This is a genomic window from Albimonas sp. (assembly GCF_055129145.1).
In genome coordinates this window covers 1-22,648 of record NZ_JBSRTQ010000068.1, presented here as the reverse complement: position 1 = coordinate 22,648, position 22,648 = coordinate 1, and the positions used below count along the sequence as shown (strand labels likewise).

21 protein-coding genes are annotated in these 22,648 nt (G+C 69.5%); 9 read left to right on the top strand and 12 right to left on the bottom strand.

Annotation, left to right across the window (positions count from 1 at the left end):
• Window positions 1-138 precede the first annotated feature (138 nt).
• Window positions 139-774, top strand: coding sequence for an FMN-binding negative transcriptional regulator (locus ACTB72_RS12100; RefSeq protein WP_463037246.1), 636 nt, complete (start codon window positions 139-141; stop codon window positions 772-774).
• Between the two features lie 154 nt (window positions 775-928).
• On the opposite strand, the gene ACTB72_RS12095 is transcribed toward ACTB72_RS12100, so the two are convergent.
• The gene (locus ACTB72_RS12095) at window positions 929-1,240 is read right to left on the bottom strand and encodes a DUF6280 family protein (protein ID WP_092681613.1); all 312 of its coding nucleotides are present in this window, start codon (window positions 1,238-1,240) and stop codon (window positions 929-931) included.
• Between the two features lie 525 nt (window positions 1,241-1,765).
• Here ACTB72_RS12095 and ACTB72_RS12090 point away from each other — a divergent pair.
• The 3 genes from ACTB72_RS12090 to ACTB72_RS12080 are packed head-to-tail and all read left to right on the top strand — an operon-like array spanning window position 1,766 to window position 4,936.
• A complete protein-coding gene (locus tag ACTB72_RS12090) occupies window positions 1,766-3,082 on the top strand; it encodes an MFS transporter (RefSeq protein WP_463037245.1) in 1,317 nt (438 codons plus the stop codon).
• Window positions 3,079-3,936: a penicillin-insensitive murein endopeptidase gene (mepA, locus tag ACTB72_RS12085; RefSeq protein WP_463037244.1), complete on the top strand. Its 858-nt coding sequence runs from the start codon at window positions 3,079-3,081 to the stop codon at window positions 3,934-3,936. The genes ACTB72_RS12090 and mepA overlap by 4 nt, the downstream gene beginning before the upstream one ends.
• Window positions 3,926-4,936, top strand: coding sequence for an esterase-like activity of phytase family protein (locus ACTB72_RS12080; RefSeq protein WP_463037243.1), 1,011 nt, complete (start codon window positions 3,926-3,928; stop codon window positions 4,934-4,936). The genes mepA and ACTB72_RS12080 overlap by 11 nt, the downstream gene beginning before the upstream one ends.
• Here ACTB72_RS12080 and ACTB72_RS12075 read toward each other — a convergent pair.
• The 7 genes from ACTB72_RS12075 to ccrA all read right to left on the bottom strand — a co-directional run bounded on the left by ACTB72_RS12075 (window position 4,911) and on the right by ccrA (window position 12,978).
• Complete coding sequence (locus ACTB72_RS12075) at window positions 4,911-6,461, bottom strand: ATP-dependent DNA helicase (protein WP_463037242.1); 1,551 nt, start codon at window positions 6,459-6,461, stop codon at window positions 4,911-4,913. The two genes, ACTB72_RS12080 and ACTB72_RS12075, sit on opposite strands and share 26 nt — an antisense overlap.
• 198 nt (window positions 6,462-6,659) lie before the next feature.
• A complete protein-coding gene (locus ACTB72_RS12070) occupies window positions 6,660-7,439 on the bottom strand; it encodes an acyl-homoserine-lactone synthase (RefSeq protein ID WP_463037241.1) in 780 nt (259 codons plus the stop codon).
• Between the two features lie 99 nt (window positions 7,440-7,538).
• Window positions 7,539-8,264: a helix-turn-helix transcriptional regulator gene (locus tag ACTB72_RS12065; protein WP_463037240.1), complete on the bottom strand. Its 726-nt coding sequence runs from the start codon at window positions 8,262-8,264 to the stop codon at window positions 7,539-7,541.
• Between the two features lie 311 nt (window positions 8,265-8,575).
• A complete protein-coding gene (locus ACTB72_RS12060) occupies window positions 8,576-8,818 on the bottom strand; it encodes a hypothetical protein (protein ID WP_463037239.1) in 243 nt (80 codons plus the stop codon).
• Between the two features lie 731 nt (window positions 8,819-9,549).
• A complete protein-coding gene (locus tag ACTB72_RS12055) occupies window positions 9,550-10,179 on the bottom strand; it encodes an acyl-homoserine-lactone synthase (protein ID WP_463037238.1) in 630 nt (209 codons plus the stop codon).
• 91 nt (window positions 10,180-10,270) lie between these two features.
• Window positions 10,271-11,002, bottom strand: a complete 732-nt coding sequence (locus tag ACTB72_RS12050; protein WP_463037237.1) for a helix-turn-helix transcriptional regulator — start codon at window positions 11,000-11,002, stop codon at window positions 10,271-10,273.
• A 683-nt stretch (window positions 11,003-11,685) separates the two neighbouring features.
• Complete coding sequence (gene ccrA / locus ACTB72_RS12045) at window positions 11,686-12,978, bottom strand: crotonyl-CoA carboxylase/reductase (protein ID WP_463037236.1); 1,293 nt, start codon at window positions 12,976-12,978, stop codon at window positions 11,686-11,688.
• On the opposite strand from ccrA, the gene ACTB72_RS12040 reads away from it, so the two are divergent.
• Complete coding sequence (locus ACTB72_RS12040) at window positions 12,977-13,231, top strand: hypothetical protein (RefSeq protein WP_463037235.1); 255 nt, start codon at window positions 12,977-12,979, stop codon at window positions 13,229-13,231. The genes ccrA and ACTB72_RS12040 overlap by 2 nt on opposite strands.
• A gap of 97 nt (window positions 13,232-13,328) precedes the next feature.
• Window positions 13,329-15,323: a methylmalonyl-CoA mutase family protein gene (locus ACTB72_RS12035; protein ID WP_463037234.1), complete on the top strand. Its 1,995-nt coding sequence runs from the start codon at window positions 13,329-13,331 to the stop codon at window positions 15,321-15,323.
• Window positions 15,324-15,364: 41 nt separating this feature from the next.
• Here the strand turns inward: ACTB72_RS12035 and ACTB72_RS12030 are convergent, their stop codons facing one another.
• From ACTB72_RS12030 to ACTB72_RS12015, 4 genes are all read right to left on the bottom strand, one after another.
• Window positions 15,365-15,793 (bottom strand): hypothetical protein, encoded by a 429-nt coding sequence (locus ACTB72_RS12030; RefSeq protein ID WP_463037233.1) that lies wholly within the window; start codon window positions 15,791-15,793, stop codon window positions 15,365-15,367.
• A 140-nt stretch (window positions 15,794-15,933) separates the two neighbouring features.
• Window positions 15,934-17,145, bottom strand: a complete 1,212-nt coding sequence (locus tag ACTB72_RS12025) for an MFS transporter (protein ID WP_463037232.1) — start codon at window positions 17,143-17,145, stop codon at window positions 15,934-15,936.
• Window positions 17,146-17,169: 24 nt separating this feature from the next.
• Window positions 17,170-18,363: an MFS transporter gene (locus ACTB72_RS12020; RefSeq protein ID WP_463037231.1), complete on the bottom strand. Its 1,194-nt coding sequence runs from the start codon at window positions 18,361-18,363 to the stop codon at window positions 17,170-17,172.
• 140 nt (window positions 18,364-18,503) lie between these two features.
• Window positions 18,504-19,292 carry a sterol desaturase family protein gene (locus ACTB72_RS12015; protein WP_463037230.1) on the bottom strand — a complete coding sequence of 263 codons (789 nt, stop codon included), beginning with the start codon at window positions 19,290-19,292 and terminating at the stop codon, window positions 18,504-18,506.
• Window positions 19,293-19,556: 264 nt separating this feature from the next.
• Here ACTB72_RS12015 and ACTB72_RS12010 point away from each other — a divergent pair, with 264 nt between their 5' ends.
• From ACTB72_RS12010 to ACTB72_RS12000, 3 genes are all read left to right on the top strand, one after another.
• Window positions 19,557-20,936, top strand: coding sequence for an aminotransferase (locus ACTB72_RS12010; RefSeq protein WP_463037229.1), 1,380 nt, complete (start codon window positions 19,557-19,559; stop codon window positions 20,934-20,936).
• A 321-nt stretch (window positions 20,937-21,257) separates the two neighbouring features.
• Window positions 21,258-21,620, top strand: coding sequence for a DUF952 domain-containing protein (locus ACTB72_RS12005; RefSeq protein WP_463037228.1), 363 nt, complete (start codon window positions 21,258-21,260; stop codon window positions 21,618-21,620).
• A partial coding sequence (locus tag ACTB72_RS12000; RefSeq protein ID WP_463037227.1) for a quinone-dependent dihydroorotate dehydrogenase occupies window positions 21,617-22,648 on the top strand: 1,032 nt, incomplete at its 3' end. The genes ACTB72_RS12005 and ACTB72_RS12000, both read left to right, overlap by 4 nt.

Below are 22,648 nucleotides of genomic sequence, written 5' to 3'. Positions count from 1 at the left end.
GGCGGGGCCGGGGCGCCCGCGCGGCGTTGAGACGGGCGCGCGGGCGGGACCGGCGCCCGGCCCCCGCGGATCGCGCTTTTCGCGGGCGCGGCCCCGGGCTATGGCCGGGAAGGACCCGCCCGTCAGGAGATCGCCCGGATGCATCCCAATCCCGCCTACCGAAAAGCCGACGACGCGGCGAACCTGGCGTTCGCCCGCGCCCGCGGCTTCGGCACGCTGACGGTCGCCGGCGCGGCGGGGCCGGACGGGTTCCCTCTGATCTCGCATGTGCCCTTCCTGCTGACGGAGGACGGCGCCTGGGCGGAGATGCATCTGGTGCGGTCCAACCCCATCGCCCGGGCGCTCGCCGCCTCAGGGGGGCTGCCTGCGGCTCTGGCGGCCAACGGGCCCGACGGCTACGTCTCTCCGGACTGGTACGGCGACCCGCAGCAGGTGCCGACCTGGAACTACGTGGCGGTGCATCTGCGCGGGACGCTTGAGCTGACGGCGGCCGAGGGGATGCGGGCGCATCTCGACCGGCTCTCGGCCCGGTTCGAGGGCGAGATCGTCGGCAAGACCCCGTGGAAGACCGCGAAGATGGACCCCGACACGCTCGAGAAAATGATGCGGATGATCGTGCCGGCGCGGATGTCGGTGGCGCGGATCGACGGGACCTGGAAGCTGAACCAGAACAAGCCGGATGCGGCGCGTCTGGGGGCGGCCGCGCAGGTGGAGACGGGGACCGGGGCGGAGCTCGCGGCGCTGGCCGCGCTGATGCGCGATCCGCCGGCCTGAGAGGGGGGGCGCGTCGGTGAGCCGCAGGCGAAACCGGGCGGCTCGGCCACGAAAAACCCCCGCAGGACGGACCTGCGGGGGGTTTTAGGGGGCGGTCCTCGGGCGTCCCGGGGATCCCGCAGGGGGAATCCACCGGACGAGAAAGCGGCGCCGATCAGGCGGCGGCCTTCGAATCCTCGTCCTCGTCGCGCTCGCCGCGCAGGGCCACGGAGGTCCGGATGCCCTTTTCCACGAAGGCCATCAGGCCCTTCACCGAACGCTCGTTCGGCTCGATCCCGGCGCAGGAAAGCACTTCCCGCCCGTCCTTCGACCGGGCCCAGCGCGCGATATTCTCCGCGCCGGTCCCGGATTTCCGCTGCTCCATCACCGCATCGTCCAGGGCTGCGAGCACCACCGCTGCGAACAGCTTCCGTGCGCGGGCGCCCTGGTCGTTGGTGTAAGAGCTCATGTCGGCTGCGTCGAACATCGCGCCGCGTCCTCCTGCTGAGTCTTAATGAAAGTTGAGGCGTATGTAGTCTGTCGCAAATCCTTCAAGCTAGGACCTGAAACGCATGGCAGCCATGTGTGTAGTGCATACCTACTGTGCAAGCGCGCACATTTCGCAGGCGGAGGGCGCCGCGGAGATGGGCGGATCCGGTCCGGCGGACGCCCGCGAGCGCTGCGCCGAGGGTCGGCCGACCGGGGCGCATCGCGCTTGAAGGCGGGGCCGGGACGACGCATCCTGCCCCGATGCGCCGCCGGACATATCCGGGACCGACGCGCGCCGCAACCCGCCCCCGCATGACGTCGAGGATGCAAGGACATGGACCCTGCCGCGCGCCCTGCGCCCGCCGAAGGCGCGGACACGCCCCCGGCGTCCGCCGGCCCCGTTGCCGGCCTGCCGAAGCGGGAGGCGGCGAAGCCCGGAAAAACAACGGCCCGCGGGGGCGCCGGCGGGGAGACGCCTCCCCCGGGGCCGCGGGCCGGAGGCGCCCGCGCGCGCTGGGCCTGGATGCTGTTCGACTGGGCCGCGCAACCCTATCACACCCTGGTGATCACCTTCGTTTTCGGGCCTTATTTCGTGTCGGCCGTCGCCTCGGACCCGGTGCGGGGGCAGCAGCTCTGGGGCCTGGCCGTGGGCGCGGGGGGGCTGGCGATCGCGCTGCTCGCGCCCTTGATGGGCGCGATGGCGGACGCCGCCGGACCGCGAAAGCCCTGGGTCGCGCTCTACTCTTTGATGTATGTGCTCGGCGCGTGGCTGCTGTGGTTCGCAGGCCCGGGGATGGCGGAGCCGGGATGGGTGCTGGCGGCCTTCGTGGTCGGGCTGATCGGGGTCGAGTTCGCCACGGTCTTCACCAACGCGATGATGCCCGATCTGGCCCCGCCGGAGGAGGTCGGGCGGCTGTCGGGCTATGGCTGGGCGCTGGGCTATGTGGGGGGCGTGGCGGCGCTGGCGCTGATGCTGACGCTGCTGGCGGAGAACGAGGCCGGCGTGACCCTGCTGGGAACCCCGCCGGTCTTCGGCCTGGATGCGCAGGCGCGGGAGGGCACGCGCATGGTCGGGCCGCTGACCGCGATGTGGTATGCGGTGTTCGTGGCGCCGCTGTTCCTGTTCGTGCCCGACGCGCCCCGTCGCGGACCGTGGCGGGGCGCGGCGGGGCGGGGGCTGCGGGAGCTTCGCGCCTCGGTCGCAGGCCTGCGGGAGCGGCGGAGCCTCGCGTGGTTTCTGGGCGCCTCGATGATCTATCGCGACGCGCTCAACGGGTTCTATGCGTTCGGCGGGGTCTATGCGGCCGGGGCGCTGGGCTGGTCGGTGGTGCAGATCGGGATCTTCGGGATTTTGGCGGCGGCGGTGGGGGCGGTGGGCGCCTGGCTGGGGGGCCGCGCGGACGCCGCCTGGGGGCCGCGGCCGGTGGTGCGGCTTACGCTGTGGGTGCTGCTGGGGGCGACGCTGGTCGGCGTCTCGGTCAGCCGCGAGGCCGTGCTGTTCGGGATTCCGGTGGCGCCGGGCTCGGGCCTGCCGGACCTGATCTTCTACATCTCCGGCGCATTGGTCGGCGCGGCGGGGGGCGCGATGCAGGCGGCGTCGCGCACGCTGCTGGTGCGCCAGGCGGACCCGGCGCGGATGACGGCGGCCTTCGGGCTTTACGCGCTGGCCGGGAAGGCCACTTCGTTCGTCGCTCCGCTGCTGGTGGCGGCGATGACGGCGGCCACGGCCTCGCAACAGGCGGGGGTCGTGCCGGTGGCGCTGATGTTCGTCTTCGGGCTGGCGGCGCTGAGCCGAGTGAATGACGGGGAAACCGTCCAGGCAAGGGAGACGCGGGCATGAAGCGCGCGATAGGGGCCGCGGCTGTGGTGATGATGTTGGCGGGGGGCGCGGAGGCCGCGCCGCTCGCGAAGGACCTGTTCGGGGCGGCGCGCACCGGGTCGGCGCAGATGCCGGCGCCGGTGGGGAGCTACGCCAAGGGCTGCCTCGCCGGCGGGGTCCGGCTGCCGCAGGACGGGCCGGGCTGGCAGTTCATGCGCCTCTCGCGCAACCGCAACTGGGGGCATCCGGAGGCGTTCGCCTTTCTCACCCGGCTCGCGGCCGCGGGGCGGGCGGCGGGGGGCGAGAGCCTGCTGGTCGGCGATGTCAGCCAGCCGCGGGGGGGCCCGATGGTGACGGGGCACGCCTCGCACCAGATCGGGCTGGATCTGGATATCTGGTTCCGGGCCGGGCCGGGCGCGCCGATGTCGGCGGCCGCGCGGGAAAGCGAGAGCGCGATGTCGGTGGTGGCCGCCGACAAGCGGCGGGTGACGGCGGGATTCGGGCCCCTGCAGCGCGCCCTGCTGCGCGCGGCGGCGGAGGACGAGGCGGTGGCGCGCATCTTCGTCAACGCCGCGATCAAGGCCGAGCTCTGCCGGTCCGAGCCCGCGCCCCGGCCCTGGCTCGCGAAGCTGCGGCCGTGGTGGGGGCATGACGCGCATTTCCATGTGCGGCTGGCCTGTCCGCAAGGGGCGGAGTTCTGCAAGGATCAGGACCCGCCGGCGGCCGGCGACGGCTGCGACAGCTCGCTCGACTGGTGGTTTTCGGAGGAGGCCTTGAATCCGCCCCCGCCGACCACGCCGCCGGTGCGGTCGCGGGACGTGATGACCCTGGCGGACCTGCCCGCCGAGTGCCGGGCGGTGCTGGATGCGGAATAGGGCGGGGGCGCTCGCGGGGCTGCTCGCGGGCGGGCTCGGGCTGGTCGCCTGCGGGTCGGGGCTGGAGGCGGGGTCGCCGGGTTCGTTCGACGCGCCGGGGCGGCCGGTGGCGGTGGAGATGCCCGCGGGGGCGCGGCTGCGGCTGATCGGGGCGATGGCGCTGGGGGCGCCGGCGCCGGGCTTCGGCGGGTTCTCGGGGCTCGAGGTCTCGGCCGACGGAGGGCGGCTGGTGGCGATCTCCGACCGCGGGACGTGGCTGGAGGCGCGGATCGCGCGCGCCGGCGGGCCGGACCGGGCGGCGACGGGGCTGGCGGACGCGCGGCTCGCGCCCATGCTGGCGGGTCCCGAGGCGGCGCGCCCCGCCCCGGTCTGGCGCGATGCGGAGGGGCTGGCGTTCTTCGCCCCCGACCTCTCCCCCCCGGCCTATGTCGGCTTCGAGCAGATGCACCGCATCGACCGATTCGACGGGCCGCAGGCGGCGGCCGAGCCCTTCGTGGCGCTGGGCTTCGGGCATGCGGCCCCGCCCGCCGGCAATTCGGGGTTCGAGGCGCTCGCCGCCGCGCCTGACGGACGGCTGCTGGCGATCCGCGAAGTCTGGGGGGCGGCGCCCGAGGACGCGCGCTGGATCGCGCCGGATGGCGCGGAGACCGAAGCCGCGCTGCCGCGGGAGGGGACGGCCCCGGCGGTGGGGGCCGATTTCGCGCCGGACGGGACGCTGTGGCTGCTGCGCCGGCAATTCGCGCTGCTGGGCGGGTTCAGCTTCGCGGTGATCCGGCATCGCCCGACCAAGGCCGGCTTCGGGCCGGGAGAGGTCATGCTCGACCTCCCCTTCGGCGACGCGGTGGACAACGCCGAGGGGCTGGCGGTCTGGGTCACACCGGCGGGGGGAACCCGCATCATGCTGATATCGGACGACAATTTCCTGCCGCTCCAGCGCACCATCCTCTATGAATTCGAGCTGGCGCCGGAGGGGATCAGTCCTCCGCCTCCGGCGCGGTGAGGGTGAGGACGGAGGGCTCCGCCTCCAGATCCGCGACGCCGAGCGTGGTTTTCGGGCGCGCCATGCGGTTGCGGGTGACCCAGACCAGCGTGTCCTCGGCCCGGGTGATGGCGACGTAGGCGAGGCGTTTCCAGAGCGGCAGCCCGGCCTCGGTCCGGCCGGCGCGCCAGGCGGCGTAGAGGTCGGGGGCGAAGACCTGGACGGTGGGCCACTGGCTGCCCTGGGCCTTGTGGATGGTGGCCGCGGCGCCGTGCAGGAAAGCCGCGCCCATGGTGGCGGCGGTGGGGATGAAGGGCTCCTCCTCGCCGGGGCGTTCGATCTGGATGATGGCGGCGACGTTCACCTTGGGCTCCTCCGCCCCCATCACATGCACCCGCGCGAAGCCCGGTTTGCGGCCCGGGCCGAGATAGACGCATTGCGCGCCCTTCACCATGCCGCGGGCCTCGAGGTCGATGCGCTTGCGGCGGTGCTTGAGGGGGAGTTCCACGCCGTCGCAGATCAGCGGCTCGCCGGGGACGAGTTCGAATTCCGGGGCGTCGTGCACGGTGCGGAAGGCGGAGATCAGCCGGATCCGGGTGGCGTTGCGCCAGACCAGCATGGGCGAGCGGGCCATCAGGTCGGGGTCGGCGCGTTCCGACACGATCACGCGGGGGTCCTTGCGGGCGGCGGCCTCGACCTGCGATTCGAAGCTGTCGAAGTCGAGCTCGGGGTCCGAGAGGGAATGCGCGAGGTCGAGAATCGGGTTGTCGGCGGCCTGGCGGTGGATGCGCGACAGGGTGATGACCCGGGGGGCGGGGAGTTTTTCGAAGATCATCGCGCCGGACTGGCCGACAGGGGCGAGCTGGGCGGGGTCGCCGAAGAGGACGATCAGGCGGAACAGCGCCTTGAGATCCTCGAACTGCTTGTCGTCGAGCATCGAGGATTCGTCGACCAGCGCGATGTCCATGTCGTCGTCGCGCCGGGTCCAGCCCTTGATGAAATCCGAGCCGCGCAGACCCATCGCCGCCAGCGCCCCGGGGATCGAGCCGTGGGACTTGTAGGCGGCCTCGGCGCGGTCGAGCAGGGCGTCGTCGATGGTCTCGAGTTTGGGGCGCTCGGCCTCGCCGGCCAGCCACTGGGCGATTCGCTCGTATTCGGGGTCGTAGACCGGGGAATAGACGATGCGGTGGATGGTGGTGGCCGGCACGCCGAGATTGCGCAGGACGGAAGCCGCCTTGTTGGTCGGCGCCAGCACGGCGAAGGTGCGGCGGCCGCGCTTCTTGCGCCCCTCCCAGTCCGAGGAGATCGGCTCGACCCCGGCGTCGGTCAGCTCCTTGACGAGGGCCGCCAGCAGGCGGGTCTTGCCGGAGCCGGCGCGGCCGAGCACGGCCAGCGCCTCGGCCGGGCGGTCGTCGTCCTCGTCGAGGGGCTCAAGCGCGGATCGCTCCACGTCCACGCCCATCGCGGTCAGGCGGTCGAGGACCAGGGCGCGCGCGGCCAGCTGGTCTTCGGAAAAGGATGGGGAGGTGAGACCGGGCTCGCCCATGGCGTCCTCCGCTGGCCGGCGCGGTCCCCGGACGGGGGCGCGGGCTCCGGTCTAGACCGGATGGCGGGCGGAGGGAATCCGGCAGCGGGCGTCGCGGGCGGTAAACCGGGGGGAAGGGGGCGTCGAGCCCCCTCCCCCCCGCGCATCGCCAAGCGCGATGCGGGGCCGTCCCCCCCGGGCGCGGCGGCGGGGTCGTGGTCAGGCGGCGCGGGCGGCGGTGCGCAGCACCTCGGCATGCATGCCCATCAGGCTGGGCGGGGCGAGGCGCGCGTCGGCCTCGGCCTCCGCTTCCAGACCGGCGCGGACCTTGCCCTCGATCCGGGCGCGGTCGATGGCGTCCTGGCTGATCGCGTCGGCCTGGGCCCCCGGCAGCGGCGCAGGGATCGGCGCAAGCTCCAGCCCCGCCGGCGCGCGGGCGACGATGGCGGCGCGGGCGGTCTCGTCGACTTCCCACAGGCCGAGGCAGAGCTTGCCGCGGCCCGTCCCCTCCTCCGCCACGATCTCCGGCGCCCAGCCGGTGGCGCGGTAGATGCGGCGCATCGGGGCGTCGAACACCGCAGCGTAATGCGACAGCCCGAAGCGCAGCCCGACCTCGCAGCCCGCCAGCATCAGCGCGGTGGAGATGCGGGCGGCGGCGGCGGCCCCGCCGGCGATGCGCGGCGACACGCAGAAGCGGGTGCTCTCCCAGATCAGCGGCGAGGTGATCTCGCCGCCCATCAGGTGCGGGAAATGATCGTTGAGCATGGTCGGCCCGGTGGTCGGCATCAGCCGGCCGGAGCCGCCATGCGTGCCGTCGGGCAGTTCATAGATGCAGTAGAGCGCCCCGGGCCCGTCATACTGGTCACGCTCCCAGCCGTTGGGATCGACGCGGACGTCCCAGTTCAACCGGGTGCGGAACTGGCCGGCGCGGTCGCGGAACATGGTTTCCGCCAGAAGCGGAGACATGGAGAGGTCGTTGCCGTAAATGAAACGGATCATAGCAGCGCTCCTTTTGGGGGGTGCGCCGAGTATTGATGCTAAAATTAAAAAATTTGGTAAACGAGACTCGCAATCGCGGATCGTTCACTCTGAATTAAACTAAACTTTTATCGAGCCGACCTTCACGGCGATCGCGACCGCATGGAAGGCGTTGAGCCCGCCGAGCTTGTGACGGGCGCTGTCGAGATAGACCCGCAGCGTGCTCTCGGAGATCTGCAGCCGCTCGGCGATCTGGGCGCGGGAGCGGCCGGCGGCCATCAGCGCCAGCGCGTCGCGTTCGCGCGGCGAGAGGTTGGGGGCCGGCATCGGCTCGGCGGCGCCGTTGATCTCCAGCGCGTGGCGATGAACATGATGGGCGATCAGAAGCAGCTCCTGCGCCACCTCGGCGAGGTGGGCGCGCCATTCCTCCAGCGGGCACTCCTTGGAGACGGTGAACATGGCGAACTGGCCGCCGGGCCCGTGGATCGGGATGGTGTAGCCGTGATTGCCGACGCGGAATTCGCGCGCTTCGGACAGGAGGCGGCGCACGGGGCGGCCGGTCCAGTCGAGGTCGGCCCAGTCGATGGGGGCGAAGCCGCCGGCGGCGGCCAGCACCACCGGGTCGAAATGGCGGTAATTCACGTCCTCGTAGCGCTGATGCCAGGCCGCTTCATAGGTCATCGCGCCGAATTCGGTCCCGGCCTTGGGCCCGCCGAGCGAGAGCGCGTAGTAGATGCAGTTGTCCATGTCGTAGAGCGTGCGGATCCGCAGCAGCAGGTCGCGCAGCTCGACCGGACCGACGACCGCCGGCACCGCCTCAACTATGGATTGCAGACGTTCGCTCATGCCCCGCTCCCCGCGCCAGCGCCGCGACCGGGTCGTGACGCCGTCCGAGGTGCGCGACGGGTTATCGCCCCTCCCCAGGGGCGGCCCCATGGCCTCGCGTCGTTTCTGTCCCGGAAGCGCGGCCCCGGGGGCCGCCTCACGCTTGTCGGCCCAGAGTAGCGGGAGGTCGAAAACAAACAACCTTAAATTGTTATCCGCCGTCCGAAACGGGTCCGGACCCCGCCCGGGGGGGGGCGGGGGCCGTGCGCGCGGCGCAAGTATTCCGCCCGTCGCGCAACTAATCGCGACAGGATGACGGAGACCGACCCGGATCAGATCGGCCGCGAAATTTTTTCCTCTCCGGGGCGCGAAAACGCGGCGATGGGGGCGAACGGGCCCGATATCAGGCCGAATCCGCGCCGAGAAGCGGCCTCCGAGGCCGAATCAGCTGCGCGAATCTCCGCCGCCGCGACCACGATCGCGTCGTCCAGCTGTTCGGCGAGCCGCACGTGGTAATTCCGGATCGCGTACTGACGCAGGTCAGCCAGCACGTCGATGATCCAGTCCTGAGCCATGATCGCCTCCTTCAGGCATATGTTTCCCCGGGAGCGGAGCGGACGTTCGGGCGCCCGGCCTGTTCCCTGGTGTTCATGCTGCCGAAAGCGGGGATCGCGCGACATTCGCCGATTCTTCCTCCCCAGATATGGCGAGGCGAAGAGGGCAAGCGCCTGAATCGCTTGGGGGTCCTATGGGCTGTGGGGCGCTCCTTTCCAGTCGGTCCGATTCTCCCGAAGCCCTGCGGCGGCCGCGAGGGACGCGGCGGCGGGGCCCCGGGCGTGATCACGCGCGGGCGCTTCAGGCAGGGGCGCGCGGCCCGGAGGGGCCGCCGCGGCGAAGGGAGGCGCGGGGTCGCCGCGATCCGGTCGCGCGCCGCCCGGGCGGGGGCTGCGGTCCGGGCCTCCTCCATCGCGCGGACGCGCCGCGCGAAGGCCGCGCCCCGAATCCGGGGCGCCTGGGCTGCCCCGGATCGCGTCGCGTCGGGGAACGCGGTCGCGCAAGGGGGCCGTGTCCCGGCGGGCCGGGACCTGCAACGCCTTGAACAGGCGATGAATTCTTGGGCGGTCTTGGGGACGGGCGCAGGGCGCCGCCGGTCTGGCCGGCGCCCGCAGGTCAGCGGACGCCTCGGCCGGGGTCACGCGCGCGGCCACCTGGCGCGAGCGTCGGTCATCAACGGGGAGCCGGGATCCGCGCCCGACCCCGAGCGGGGGCTCGGGATCGGGCGGACCGCCTCCCAGGGGCGGATGGGTCAGGACCCGACGACGAATTCCAGGCGCGCGGCGGCGTCGGCGATGTCCTGGTGCTCTTCGACCTTGCGGGCCATGTTCTCACGCACCTCTTCCGTGCAGGGCCAGAGCCCGGCGCAGATCGCGCGGCGATCCTCGCCGGAGCGGCCCATCACGTCGGGGGCGAAATCGAGACCCTTGTAGATGCGCAGCATCGGCGCGTCGAACACGCCGACGTAGAATTCGAGGCCGAAGCGCAGCCCGGCGTCGATGCCGGCGAGCAGCAGCGACGAGGTGATCTTCATCGCCTCCTGGCGCGTGTTCACCGTGGGGGCGAGGCAAAGGCGGGTGATTTCCCAGATGGTCGGCGACTGGATGACGACGCCGTCGGTCAGGTGGGAGAAATGTTCGCCGATCATGGTGCGTCCGGTGGTCGGCATCAGCCGCCCCGAACCGCCATGGGAACCATCGGCGTTTTCGTAGATGATGTAGAGGGGTGCCAGAGTATCGTACTGGTCGCGCTCCCAACCGTTTTCATCGACGGTGACATCCCACTTCATACGATCGCGGAATTGGGAGGCGCGGTCCCTAAACATCTGATCGACGAGCGAGGGGTACTTGTGAAGTTCGTGAGCATAGACATAGCGGATCATGGTGTCAGCCTCCTGGGGAAAGACAGTAACCATGAGTTCTCACGGAGCAGATGAATGCTCCGTGAATATATGAGTCTAATTCTTGCGGTATTCAGATGTTTATTATGCCGGTTCGCACTGCGATGGCGACAGCATGGGGCATATTCAGACCGCCGAGCTTGTTCCTCGCCGAATCTAAATAAACCCGAAGGGTATTTTCAGAGATCTTTAATTGGTCAGCAATCTGAGTTCGGCTTTTGCCCGATGAGATCATCGCGAGGGCGTCCCTCTCCCTCGGAGACAAGGCGACGTATAGCTGCTCGTTCTTCACATCGAAAATCTCGAGGACCTTCTGATGAATGAAGTTGGCGACGAGCAGCCAGTCGCTCGCCGTCTCGGCGATATACCGTTCCCAGACGCGATCGGTGCATGTCTTGTTGATGGTCAGGACGGCGAACTGGCCGTTGGGCCCCCTCACGGGAACCGTGTAGCCCTGGTTTCCGACACCGGCGTCCACTGCTTCGAGGATCAGCTTCCGGCGCTTCTTGGCGCTCCAGTCGAGTCGCTTCCAGTCCAGGGGCGTGAAGCTTTGCACCGCTCCGACGACCGTGGGGTCCGCCTCCTTGTAATTCTCCTCCAGGTAGCGTTGCGACCAGTCCGCGCGATAGGTTATCTCGGCGAACTGATAGTCCCCGAACGTCGCCCCTCCCCCGAACGAGATGACGACGTACACGACATGGTCGACGTCGTAGACGTCCCGCACAAGATCCGCGAAAAGTCGGATATCCTCAACTTTCCGGAACTCGGGAAGGCCTTCGATGATGGATTTTATGCGTTCGGTCATCCGTGGAGGCGCTTCATCTAGGCTCAGGACACCCCGGAGGCGGGGATCAGCAGAGCATAGCCTCCCGTTGCGTCGGAGACCATGTCCGCCGACGCTGAAAACCTCATGTCTCGCCGCGAGTCGAATCACCCGGGCGGAATAGGAAACAGCCGGAACGCCACCATCATGACCCGGGGCTTACGCAGCACGCAGGAGCAACCTGCCTCCCGGTAGGAACGCAACGCTGATCGCGTTCCGGCTGAGTTGCATCCGATGGCGTCGCGCCGGCAGGCGACGATCCCGTCTGGGGAAAACGGTCGTCGCCGAAGCCGATGGAAATCCGAGGGTGCGACGGTGGGTAGCCGCGCGCCCTCCACGCAGGCTTGGGGAAGCCGGCGCCCATCTTAACCAGGGAGGGGTGGCCCTGATCGCTTCTTGCCGGTCGCGGATCGCTGTTCGGACCTGGCACGCTTGTCTTTGTTTCGGTTCGAACCTTTTCGCGATTTCGCCATGCCCAGAGAATAGGCTTTTCGGCCGCCAGCGAAATTCCCCGAAAATTGTGAGGGCCTGCGTTTCAAGTCATTGAAATATATGGAGTGCCGGTTTCGCGATACGTTGACGCCCGGCGCTTCGAGAGAATCGCCGGGCGTTCGGGACCGTTTCGCGATGACACAGGCGCCCCCTGCGCGGGGGGCGCCGCCAGCTCAGCGCCGGGAGGCTTCCAGCGCATCCTCGAACGTGCGCAGCCCGGTGGTGCGGGCGGAGACCAGCACCGACATGTTCCCCGGCTTGTGCTCGTTGCGCAGCATCTTCATGTGCGCCTCGGGGATGTCGGACCAGGGGAAGACCTCGGACATGCAGGGGTCGAGCCGACGCTCCACCATCAGCCGGTTGGCCGAAGAGGCCTGCTTGAGGTTGGCGAAGTGCGAGCCCTGGACGCGCTTCTGATGCATCCAGAGGTAACGGGCGTCCATGGTCAGGTTGTAGCCGGTGGTGCCGGCGCAGATCACCACCATGCCGCCGCGCTTCACCACGAAGACCGAGACCGGGAAGGTCGATTCGCCGGGGTGCTCGAACACCATGTCGACGTTGTTGCCCTTGCCGGTGATCTCCCAGATCGCCGCGCCGAACTTGCGGGTCTCTTTGAACCATTCCTTGTATTCGTCGGTGTTGACCGTGGGCATCTGGCCCCAGCAGTTGAAGTCCTTGCGGTTCAGCACGCCCTTGGCGCCCAGGTCCAGCACGAACTGGCGCTTGGATTCGTCCGAGATCACGCCGATGGCGTTGGCGCCGGCGGTGTTGATCAGCTGGATGGCGTAGGAGCCCAGGCCCCCCGAGGCGCCCCAGACCAGCACGTTGTCGCCGGGCTTGAGGATATGCGGGCGGTGGCCGAACAGCATCCGGTAGGCGGTGGCGAGGGTCAGCGTGTAGCAGGCCGACTCCTCCCAGGTCAGGTGCTGGGGGCGGGGCATCAGCTGCTGGGACTGGACTCGGGCGAACTGGGCGAAGGAGCCGTCCGGCGTCTCGTAGCCCCAGATGCGCTGGGTGGGGGAGAACATCGGGTCGCCGCCGTTGCATTCCTCGTCGTCGCCGTCGTCCTGGTTGCAGTGGACCACGACCTGGTCGCCGACCTTCCAGCGCTTCACCTTGTCGCCCACGGCCCAGACGATGCCCGCGGCGTCCGAACCGGCGATGTGGAAGTCCGCCTTGTGCACGTCGAAGGGCGAGATCGGGGTGCCCAGGCTCGCCCACACGCCGTTGTAGTTCACGCCGGCGGCCATCACGAAGACCAGAACCTCGTTGGAATCGATGGTCGGAACCGGGACCACCTCCTCCAGCATGCCGGTGTCGGGCTTGCCGTGACGCTCGCGCCGGATCGCCCAGGCGTGCATGGTCTTGGGCACGTGGCCGAGCGGGGGGATCTCGCCCACGTCATAGAGGTCTTTCACCGGCGCATCGTAAGCGACGATGGTCTCGGGGGCGTCGAGCGGGGCCATGGCGGTCTCCTTCTGCCGGGCGAGCGGGGCGAAAATGCACGCGCAACATTATTGCTATTTTCAGGCGCCGGGATGCATGACATTGCTCGCAGGTTCGCGCAAGCCCTTTGTGCACCGCGGCATCGTCGCTCATATTCGCGCGTCTGACGATGGTTTTTCAGTGGCGGCGAAAGCCGTTTCGCGGACACGGCTTTGGTTTGCGGACCGGATGCGCCGCAATCGCGCGCCGGACAATGTTGCCGAAATTTCCTGACAATGGCATACCCTGTTGCGCAAGATCATGTCGCATGACATTTGCGCCGCAGCGCAGCACAATGCCACGAATCCCGCCCGTGCGAAGGAGGCCCGAGATGAGCGCCGACCCCAAAGTCTCCCCGAAAGTCTCCAAGGATCGCCCCTGGATCTTCCGCACCTATGCGGGTCATTCGACGGCCCTCGCGTCCAACGCGCTCTACCGCTCGAACCTCTCCAAGGGGCAGACCGGACTGTCGGTCGCCTTCGATCTGCCGACCCAGACCGGCTACGACTCGGACGACGTGCTGGCGCGGGGCGAGGTGGGCAAGGTCGGCGTCCCGATCTCCCATATCGGCGACATGCGCACGCTGTTCGCGGACATTCCGCTCGAGCAGATGAACACCTCGATGACCATCAACGCCACCGCGGCCTGGCTGCTGGCGCTCTATATCGCGGTGGCGGAGGAGCAGGGGGCGGATGTCGCCAAGCTCACCGGCACGGTGCAGAACGACATCATCAAGGAATATCTCTCCCGCGGGACCTATGTGTTCCCGCCGGCGCCTTCGCTGCGGTTGATCGGCGATATCGCGGCCTACACCTATCGCGAGGTTCCCAAGTGGAACCCGATGAACGTGTGCTCGTATCACCTGCAGGAGGCGGGCGCGACGCCGGCGCAGGAGCTGGCCTATGCGCTGGCGACCGGGATCGCGGTGCTGGACACGGTGAAGGCGCAGGGCGCGGTGTCGGACGAGGATTTCCCGACGGTGGTCGGGCGGATCAGCTTCTTCGTGAACGCCGGCATCCGCTTCGTCACCGAAATCTGCAAGATGCGCGCTTTCGGCGAGCTGTGGGACGAGATCTGCAAGGATCGCTACGGGGTGGAGGAGGAGAAATACCGCCGCTTCCGCTATGGCGTGCAGGTGAACAGCCTCGGCCTGACCGAGCAGCAGCCGGAGAACAACCCGTATCGGATCCTGCTGGAGATGCTCGCCGTCACCCTGTCGAAGAACGCCCGCGCCCGCGCGGTGCAGCTTCCGGCGTGGAACGAGGCGCTGGGGCTGCCGCGGCCCTGGGACCAGCAATGGTCGCTGCGCATGCAGCAGATCCTGGCCTATGAGACCGACCTGCTGGAATTCGGCGACCTTTTCGACGGCAACCCGGCGATCGAGGGCAAGGTGGAGGCGCTCAAGGCCCAGGCGCGGGACGAGCTGGCGCGGATCGACGACATGGGCGGGGCCGTGCAGGCCATCGACTACATGAAGGCGCAGCTGGTCGAATCGAATTCGTCGCGTCTGCGCGGCATCGAGTCGGGCGAAACGGTCGTGATCGGCGTGAACAAGTTCGTGTCGACGGAGCCCTCGCCCCTGACCGCCGGCGACGGCGGGATCATGGTGGTCGACAAGGATGTGGAGGCGGGCCAGGTCGCCGCGCTGAACAAGTGGCGCGAGACGCGGGATGCTGGCGCGGTGGCGGCGGCGCTGGCGGCGCTGAAGGCGGCGGCGCAGTCCAACGACAACATCATGCCCCCCTCCATCGCCTGCGCCAAGGCGGGCGTCACCACCGGCGAGTGGGGCACGGCGATGCGCGAGGTGTTCGGCGAATACCGCGCGCCGACCGGCGTGGCCAAGTCGGCGCCCGACAACCTCTCGGGCCTGGACGAGGTGCGCGAGGCGGTGGAGGCGGTGTCGGCCCGCATGGGTCGACGGCTGAAGTTCCTGGTCGGCAAGCCGGGGCTCGACGGCCATTCCAACGGGGCCGAGCAGATCGCGGTGCGGGCCCGCGATTGCGGCATGGAAGTGGTCTATGAGGGCATCCGCCTGACGCCCGCCCAGATCGTCAACGCGGCGCTGGAGGAATCGGCGCATGTGGTGGGGCTGTCGATCCTGTCGGGGTCGCACCTGCCGCTGGTCAAGGAGGTCGTGGACCGGATGCGGGCCGCGGGGCTCGACGACGTGCCGCTGGTCGTCGGGGGGATCATCCCCGAAAGCGACGCGGCCGAGCTGCGCGCCTACGGCGTCGCCCGGGTCTACACGCCGAAGGATTTCGAGCTGAACAAGATCATGTCCGACATCGTGGAGATCGTCTCGGCCGAAAGCGCCGAGGCGGCCTGACGAGAGGGCGGGGCTTTGGCGCAGGCCCCGTCCCGCCTGACCTAGTTGCGGATGTTGCGGGTCGAGATGCTGGCCACCATGACATAGGCGCGCGGCATGGCGCAGGCCTCGTCCTCGGCGCAGAGCCGCCCACCGCCCATGCCCGAAACCGCCGTGCGGAACAGCACCGAGCCGCTCACGCCGAAATGCGACAGCAGCTGAGCCGCGGTCGCGCCGAGACCGGAGCCGAACGCTGCAATGTCGGGGACGTCGGCGTTCAGGTCTTGGACAAGGTTCGGTCGCTCCAGCGACCAGTCGACCGGGCGCTCGGTTATCCGCGCGTTGCGCGCCCCGTCGGTCTCGATCGGTCCGGCGACCTCGTCGCCGTGGATCGTCAGGGCCAGATCGTAGACGAGGGCCGAAGCCGGCGACACGACGAGGCTCGAAGCCGCCGCGCCCAACAGAAGCGCCGCCTTGCTTTTCATAAACATGAACAAAATCCTGAGCTTACGCACGGTACCCCATCAGCGTTGCGTAAAAATCGCCACATCGCAAGAGGAAGTCATGCGCAGTCGCCGCGCCCCGTAGGCGACGCCGGCGTCTGCGCCCGCGGCGGTCTGGGCCGGGCCGGTCAGGAAGCCGCTTCGTCCGGCTTGGCGTCCCGCGCGAAGACCATGTAAAGCGCCAGCGCCGTGGCGAGCGTGCAGGCGTACCACAGGAACACTCGGTGATAGGCGGTGGCGGCGTCTCCCGCCGCCAGCGCCGGGGCTGCGAGGCCGGCGGTGACGAACTGGCCGAGGCTGGCGCCGATCATTCCGAACACGTTGATCAGCGTCACCCCGCGCCCGATCAGCCGGGCCGGCACGAAGCTGCGGAAATGCGCCATCAGCACCGCGTAGGTGGCGCCGAACAGGCCGATGGCCACGATCAGCGCCACCGCCGCGCCGGGCCCCGGGGCCGCGAAGGCCAGCGCCGCCACGCAGAGGCAGCCGAGGCTGTTCGACCCCGCCACCATCCATTTGCGGGTGCCGAGCACCCGGTCCATCGGCCCGTAGACGAAGTTGCCGAAGGTCATCGCCATCGCCATCCACAGCGTGGCGTGGCCGATCTCCACCGCGCTCAGCCCCTGGATCTCGCCCAGATAGGCGCCCGACCACAGGCCGCGGATGCCGCCCGAGACCGAGTAGTTCATGAAGGCCAGCGGCAGGATCGCGAGCAGGGCCGGCATGCGCAGCAGCTCCACGAAGCCGCCGAAGCCGAGCGCCTTGAGGCCGCGGCCGGCGATGGGCGCCTCCAGCGGGGGCGGGTCGCGGAGCAGCGCGGCCAGGATCGCGCCGAGCCCGACGGCGACGAAGGCGAGCGCGATCATCACCGGGCGCCAGCCGAAGGCGTCCGCCGCCCAGGCCAGCGGCGCCGCGCCCAGGATGTTGCCGAAGCCGCCGATGCCCATCATCACCCCGGTCAGGGTGGCGAAGCGGCGCGGCGCGTAGCGGCGGGCGAAGAGGAACATGCCGGCCATCAGGATCGGCGCGCAGCCCGCCCCGATCATCGCCATGGCGAGGTAGAGCATCCACGCCGACTGGGCCGCGGCGAAGACCAGCGCCCCGCCCCCGGCCCCCAGCGCCAGCGAGGCCGAGACCAGCCGCCGCGGCCCGATCCGGTCGAGCAGCAGGCCGGTCGGGATCTGGCAAAGCGCGAAGAGCAGATACCAGGCGCCGACGGCGGACGAGAGCTGGGACGCGCTGAGGCCCAGGTCCGTCACCAGGTAAGGCGCCAGCACCGCGAGGAAATTGCGGTAGAAGAGGCTGAGCACGTAGGAGATCATCAGCGCGGGAATATCCATGGCTCGCGCCGTCTCCTCAGGGTCTCAGGGCTTCGCGTCGCGTGAGAACAGGTAGACCGCGAGCGCGCCGGTCAGGGCGAGGGCGTAGAGCAGGAACAGGTGCCCATAGGCCGCCACCACGCCCGAGGCGGCGCGACCGGCCTCGATCACCTCTCCGGTCAGGCCCTGGCCGAGGCCGACGCCGAGCATGACGAAGAAGTTCATCAGAGTGACGGCGCGCCCGACCAGGCGCAGGGGGGCGAGCGCCCGGGCATGGGCCATGACGATGGTGTAGGTCGCGGCCAGCGCGCCGATGGCGACCAGCAGCAGGACCGCGACCGAATAGGACACGTCCGGGAACCAGCCGAGCAGCGCGAGCGCGCCCACGCCCAGCGTGTTGCCCACCAGGATCACCCATTTGCGGGTGCCGAAGATGCGGTCGAGCGGCCCGTAGACGAAGGCCCCGACCGACATGGCGATGGCCATCCACAGCGTGGCGCGCCCGACCGCGGCGGCGTCGGCGCCGAAGACCTCGACGAGATAAGGTCCCGCCCAGAGCCCGCGGATGCCGGCGGCGGGGGCGTAGTTGATCATGGCGAGCGGGATGATCGGCCAGTAGACCTTCATGCGCAGCAGCTCGAAATATTCGAGGAAGCCGCGGTCGGCGCGCTCGCCCGCTTTCGCCTCGACCCGCGGCGGGTCCTGCACCAGCCACAGCGCCGCGACGGCGACGGCGGCGGAGATCAGGGCGAAGCCGATCATCGCCTCGCGCCAGCCGGCCCATTCGACCAGCATGGCGAAGGGGGCGGTGCCGGCGATGTTGCCGAGCGTGCCGAGGCCGACGGTGATCGAGCTGAGCGTCGCGAAGCGGGCCATCGAGAAGTTGCGCGCGAAGATGTAGAACAACGACATCAGCGCCGGCGCGCAGCCCGCGCCCATCAGCGCCATGGCGATGGCGACGCCGACCGGCCCCTCGGCGAAGGCGAAGACCGCGGCCCCGCCGGCGCCGCCGATGCCGAAAAGCACGCCGCCCGTCAGCCGCGGCCCGAGCCGGTCGAGCCCGACGCCCACGGGCAGCTGCATCACCGCGAAGACCAGGAACCAGGCGCCCGACGCGAAGCCCAGGTCCGAGGCGCTGAGCCCGAGGTCGTCCGACATGTAGGGCGCGAGCACCGCGAGGCAGGAGCGGTAGAACTGGCTGAACACGTAGGACAACCCGAGCGCGATGATGCCGGGCATGGCGTGCGCCTCTCAAAGAAGACGCGGCCGGGGAAATCGGCCGCGTTGTGACGGTATCGGGACCTTAGCTTTCCCGCTCCACGGCGTCCATGGCCGCAGGTCGGCGCCGGACGGGACGGGCCGCCGCAGGCGGCGTGCGGCTACTCGGCGGCGGGGCGGCCGATGACCGGGCGCTTGTCGGCGATGGCCTCGAACCCCTTCACCGCGTCGTCGTATTTGGGGTCGATGGTGCCCATCACCCGGTCCCAGAACGAGAAGAAGTTGGCGAAGTTGTAGCGGAAGCGGGAATGATGCTGGTCGTGGAAGGTCACGCAGACCATCGGCCAGGGCGCGCGAGCCGAGGGGTTGGCGTAGAATTCGAACCCCGAATGCCCGATGGTGCCGTTGAAATGGTCGTAGATCCGGTGGGCGACCAGCACGAGGCCGGGGATCGGCAGGACCATCGGCGCCCAAAGATAGTAGCACTGCATGACGAAGGCGTCGACGAAGTCGTCGTTATAGGTGCTCCATACCGTGGGGGCGACCGATTTGTGATGCTCGGCATGGAAGCGATACATCAGCTTGGTGTGCATGAACCGGTGCATCCAGTAGAACCACGCGTCGAACACCACGATCGAGACCACGACCATCAGCGGGATCGACCACCACGAAAGCTCGAGCGGCGCCCACAGGGTCCAGCCCTTGTGCTGGGCGAAAAGCCCGCCCGCGAGGCACCCGCCGGTGACCAGCAGCGACAGCACCGACTGCTTCTGTTCGCGCACGCGCCGCTTCTCGCCGCGGCGGTTGGGCTGGATGCGGCGTTCGGGCCAGCGGTTCTGGAAGGCGATCAGCGCCCAGCCGGTCAGGAAATACAGCGCCACGTTGATCCCGTAGACCGCGGCGTACCACGGCAGGAACTCGATCAGCAGGTCGAGAGCGTGGGAGAGCATGGGGTCGGTCCTCGCGTCGATGACAGGTCGAAAGCGCGGGCTGGCGGTGTCGGGCAGGGAGCCTTCGGCATGCGGGTCGCGCAGGGCGGATGGTGGCCCCTGCCTGCGGCGGGATCAAGCCGGCCCGGCGCCGCGGAGGCGCCCATTCGGGCCGCTGGAACCATCGATCCGCGGCATCTGGACCCGCCCCGCCCCCGCACCTCCATTGACGCGCCGGCGCGCGCGGGCGTAGCGATGGACGACCCCCTCGCGCCGGAGACCGCCATGAACGCCCCCCTGACCAACATGCAGACCCGGGATGTGGAAGCCCTGCTCCACCCCTACACCAACGCCGCCACGCACCGTCAGGTCGGCGCCCACGTGATCGCGGAAGGCAAGGGCATCTACGTCTACGACGACCAGGGCAAGCAGTTCATCGAGGGCATGTCGGGCCTCTGGTGCGCCGGCCTCGGGTTCGGCGACGCGGAACTTGCGGACGCCGCCGCGGCCCAGCTGCGCAAGCTGCCCTATTACCACCTCTTCGGCGGCCGCTCCCACGAGCCCGCCATCGAGCTCGCCGAGATGATCAAGGATCTGGCGCCGGGCATGGCGCGGGTGATCTTCCAGTCCTCGGGCTCGGAGGCCAATGACAGCCAGGTGAAGCTCGCCTGGTTCTACAACAACGCCCGCGGCCGGCCGGAGAAGAAGAAGATCATCTCCCGCAAGAAGGGCTATCACGGGGTGACCATCGCCTCGGCCTCGATGACCGGGCTGCCCTACAATCATCTCGACTGGGACCTGCCCATCGACCGCTTCCTGCACACCGCCAACCCGCATCACTGGCGCGAGGCCGAGGCGGGCGAGACCGAGGAGCAGTTCTCGGCCCGGCTGGCGCATCAGCTGGAGGAGATGATCGAACTGGAAGGCCCCGAGACCATCGCCGCCTTCATCGCCGAGCCGGTGATGGGCGCGGGCGGCGTGATCGTGCCGCCGAAGGGCTATTTCGAGGCGATCCGTCCGATCCTGGAGAAGCACGACATCCTGATGATCGCGGACGAAGTCATCACCGGCTTCTGCCGCACCGGCGAATGGTTCGGGTCGGACAAGTTCCACGTGAAACCGACGTCGATGTCGATGGCCAAGCAGCTGACCGGGGGCTACGCGCCGCTGTCGGCGGTGGCGATCAACCAGGACATGGCCGACGCGATCGAGGCCCATTCCGGCAAGATCGGCACGCTCGGCCACGGCTTCACCTATGGCGGCCACCCGGTCGGCTGCGCCACCGGCGTCGCCGCGCTGAAGATCTACAAGGAGCGCGACATTCTGGGCCATGTCCGCTCGGTCGAGGGGATGTTCCAGTCGAAGCTGCGGTCCTATCTCGACCATCCGCTGGTCGGCGAGGCGCGCGGCGTCGGCCTGATCGGCGCGCTGGAGCTCGCCCCCGACGCGTCGGGCAAGACCGCCTTCGCGCCGGCCGGCAAGGTCGGGGCCAGGATGGCGGCCGAAATGGCGGCGCGCGGCGTGATCCTGCGCAATGTCGGCGACAGCCTGGCGTTCTGCCCGCCGATGATCATCACCGAAGAGGAGATCGGGGCCCTGTTCGCCCCGCTCGAGAATGCGCTGAACGCGACCGAGTCCTGGGCGAAGGCCGAAGGGCTGCTCTGAGGCCTGGCGGCCTTTTCGCAACGGATGCGACGGTCCCGGGGCGAGCTCCGGGGCCGGACCGCGGGCGGATACGCCGACGGCGCGCGAGAGTTCGGGGTTTTTCGGAGATGTGAGCGATCCTGTTCGCCGGAGCGATCGGTGGATCAGCCGAGGGGGGAAGAAGGGGGTGGCCGCTGGCGGCCACTTTGGCCACCCCCGGTCACGTCTATGCCCGCAACGCTACTCTGATCATCGGCGCCACTCGCTACGCTTACTCCGACATCCACCCGATATCGGTTTACCGTTCAACTGAACCCCGATGGGTCCTTCGGAGTCAACAAGATGATTAACAAAACACCAACGGACCGCCTGCTGTTCAAGGCGCTGCGTCCGAAGGAGTGCGCTGAAATGGTGCAAGATCCTGTTTTCAAAGGATCGCCTGTCGACCTTCAGGATGGCTTCATTCATTTCTCTACACATGAACAGTTGCCGGAAACCCTCACCCGTCACTTCGCCAACGAAGCGCCGCTCTGGCTCGCGGCGGTCGATTCCATGCTGTTGGGCGAATCGCTGCGCTGGGAGCCGTCGCGCGGCGGGCAGCTGTTCCCGCATCTTCATGCGGGGCTCGAAGGCGCGCTTGTGGCGTGGATCGCGCCGCTGAGCCTCGGCCCCGACGGGACGCATCTGCTGCCGGCGCTGGCATGAGCGGCGTTTCGGAGGCGGTGGAGCGTGCGGGCCTCGCGCTTCTGCGTCGGGCGGATGCGGAGACGGCGCATGGGCTGGCGCTGCGCGCGCTGAACCTGCGGCACGCGGCGGGGCTGTCGCCGGAAACCGGGCCGGTGACCGGCCCGGGGCTGGCGCGCCGGGTGTTCGGGCTGGATTTTCCCAATCCGGTCGGCCTCGCCCCCGGCTTCGACAAGAACGCGGTGGCCGTGGAGGCGTCGCTCGCCGCCGGCCCCGGCTTCATGGAGATCGGCGGCGTCACGCCGCGCCCGCAGGCCGGCAATCCGCGCCCGCGCCTGTTCCGGCTGACCGAGGACCGGGCGGTGATCAACCGCTTCGGCTTCAACAACGAGGGGATGGAGGCGATCGCCCGGCGCTTCGCCGCCTGGCGGGAGGGCGGGACGCCGAACGCCGGGGGGATCGTGGGGGTGAATATCGGGGCCAACAAGGACAGCGAGGACCGCGCCGCCGATTACGCCGCGGTGCTGACCCGCTTCGCCGGGCTGGCGAGCTTCTTCACGATCAACGTGTCGTCGCCGAACACCGAGCGGCTGCGCGAACTTCAGGGGCGCGACGCGCTGGACGCGCTGCTCGCCGGGGCGCTGGAGGCGCGGGACCGCGCGGCGCCCGGAACGCCGGTGCTGGTGAAGATCGCGCCGGATCTCGACGACGCCGGCCTCGCCGACGTGGCCGAAGTGGCGATGGAGCGGGGGCTCGACGGCATCGTCGCCACCAACACCACGCTTTCGCGCGACGGCCTGCGCAGCGCGGCGGCGGCGGAGACGGGGGGCATGTCGGGCCAGCCGCTGTTCGAGCGGTCGACCGCGGTGCTGGCGGCGCTGTCGCGGCTGACGGGGGGCGAGATTCCGCTGGTCGGCGTCGGCGGCGTCGCGTCTGCGGCGCAGGCGGAGGCGAAATTCGCGGCGGGGGCGAGCCTCGTGCAGCTCTACAGCGGCCTGGTCTATGAGGGGGTGGGGCTGGCGGCGCGGATCGCGCGGGGGCTGCGCGCA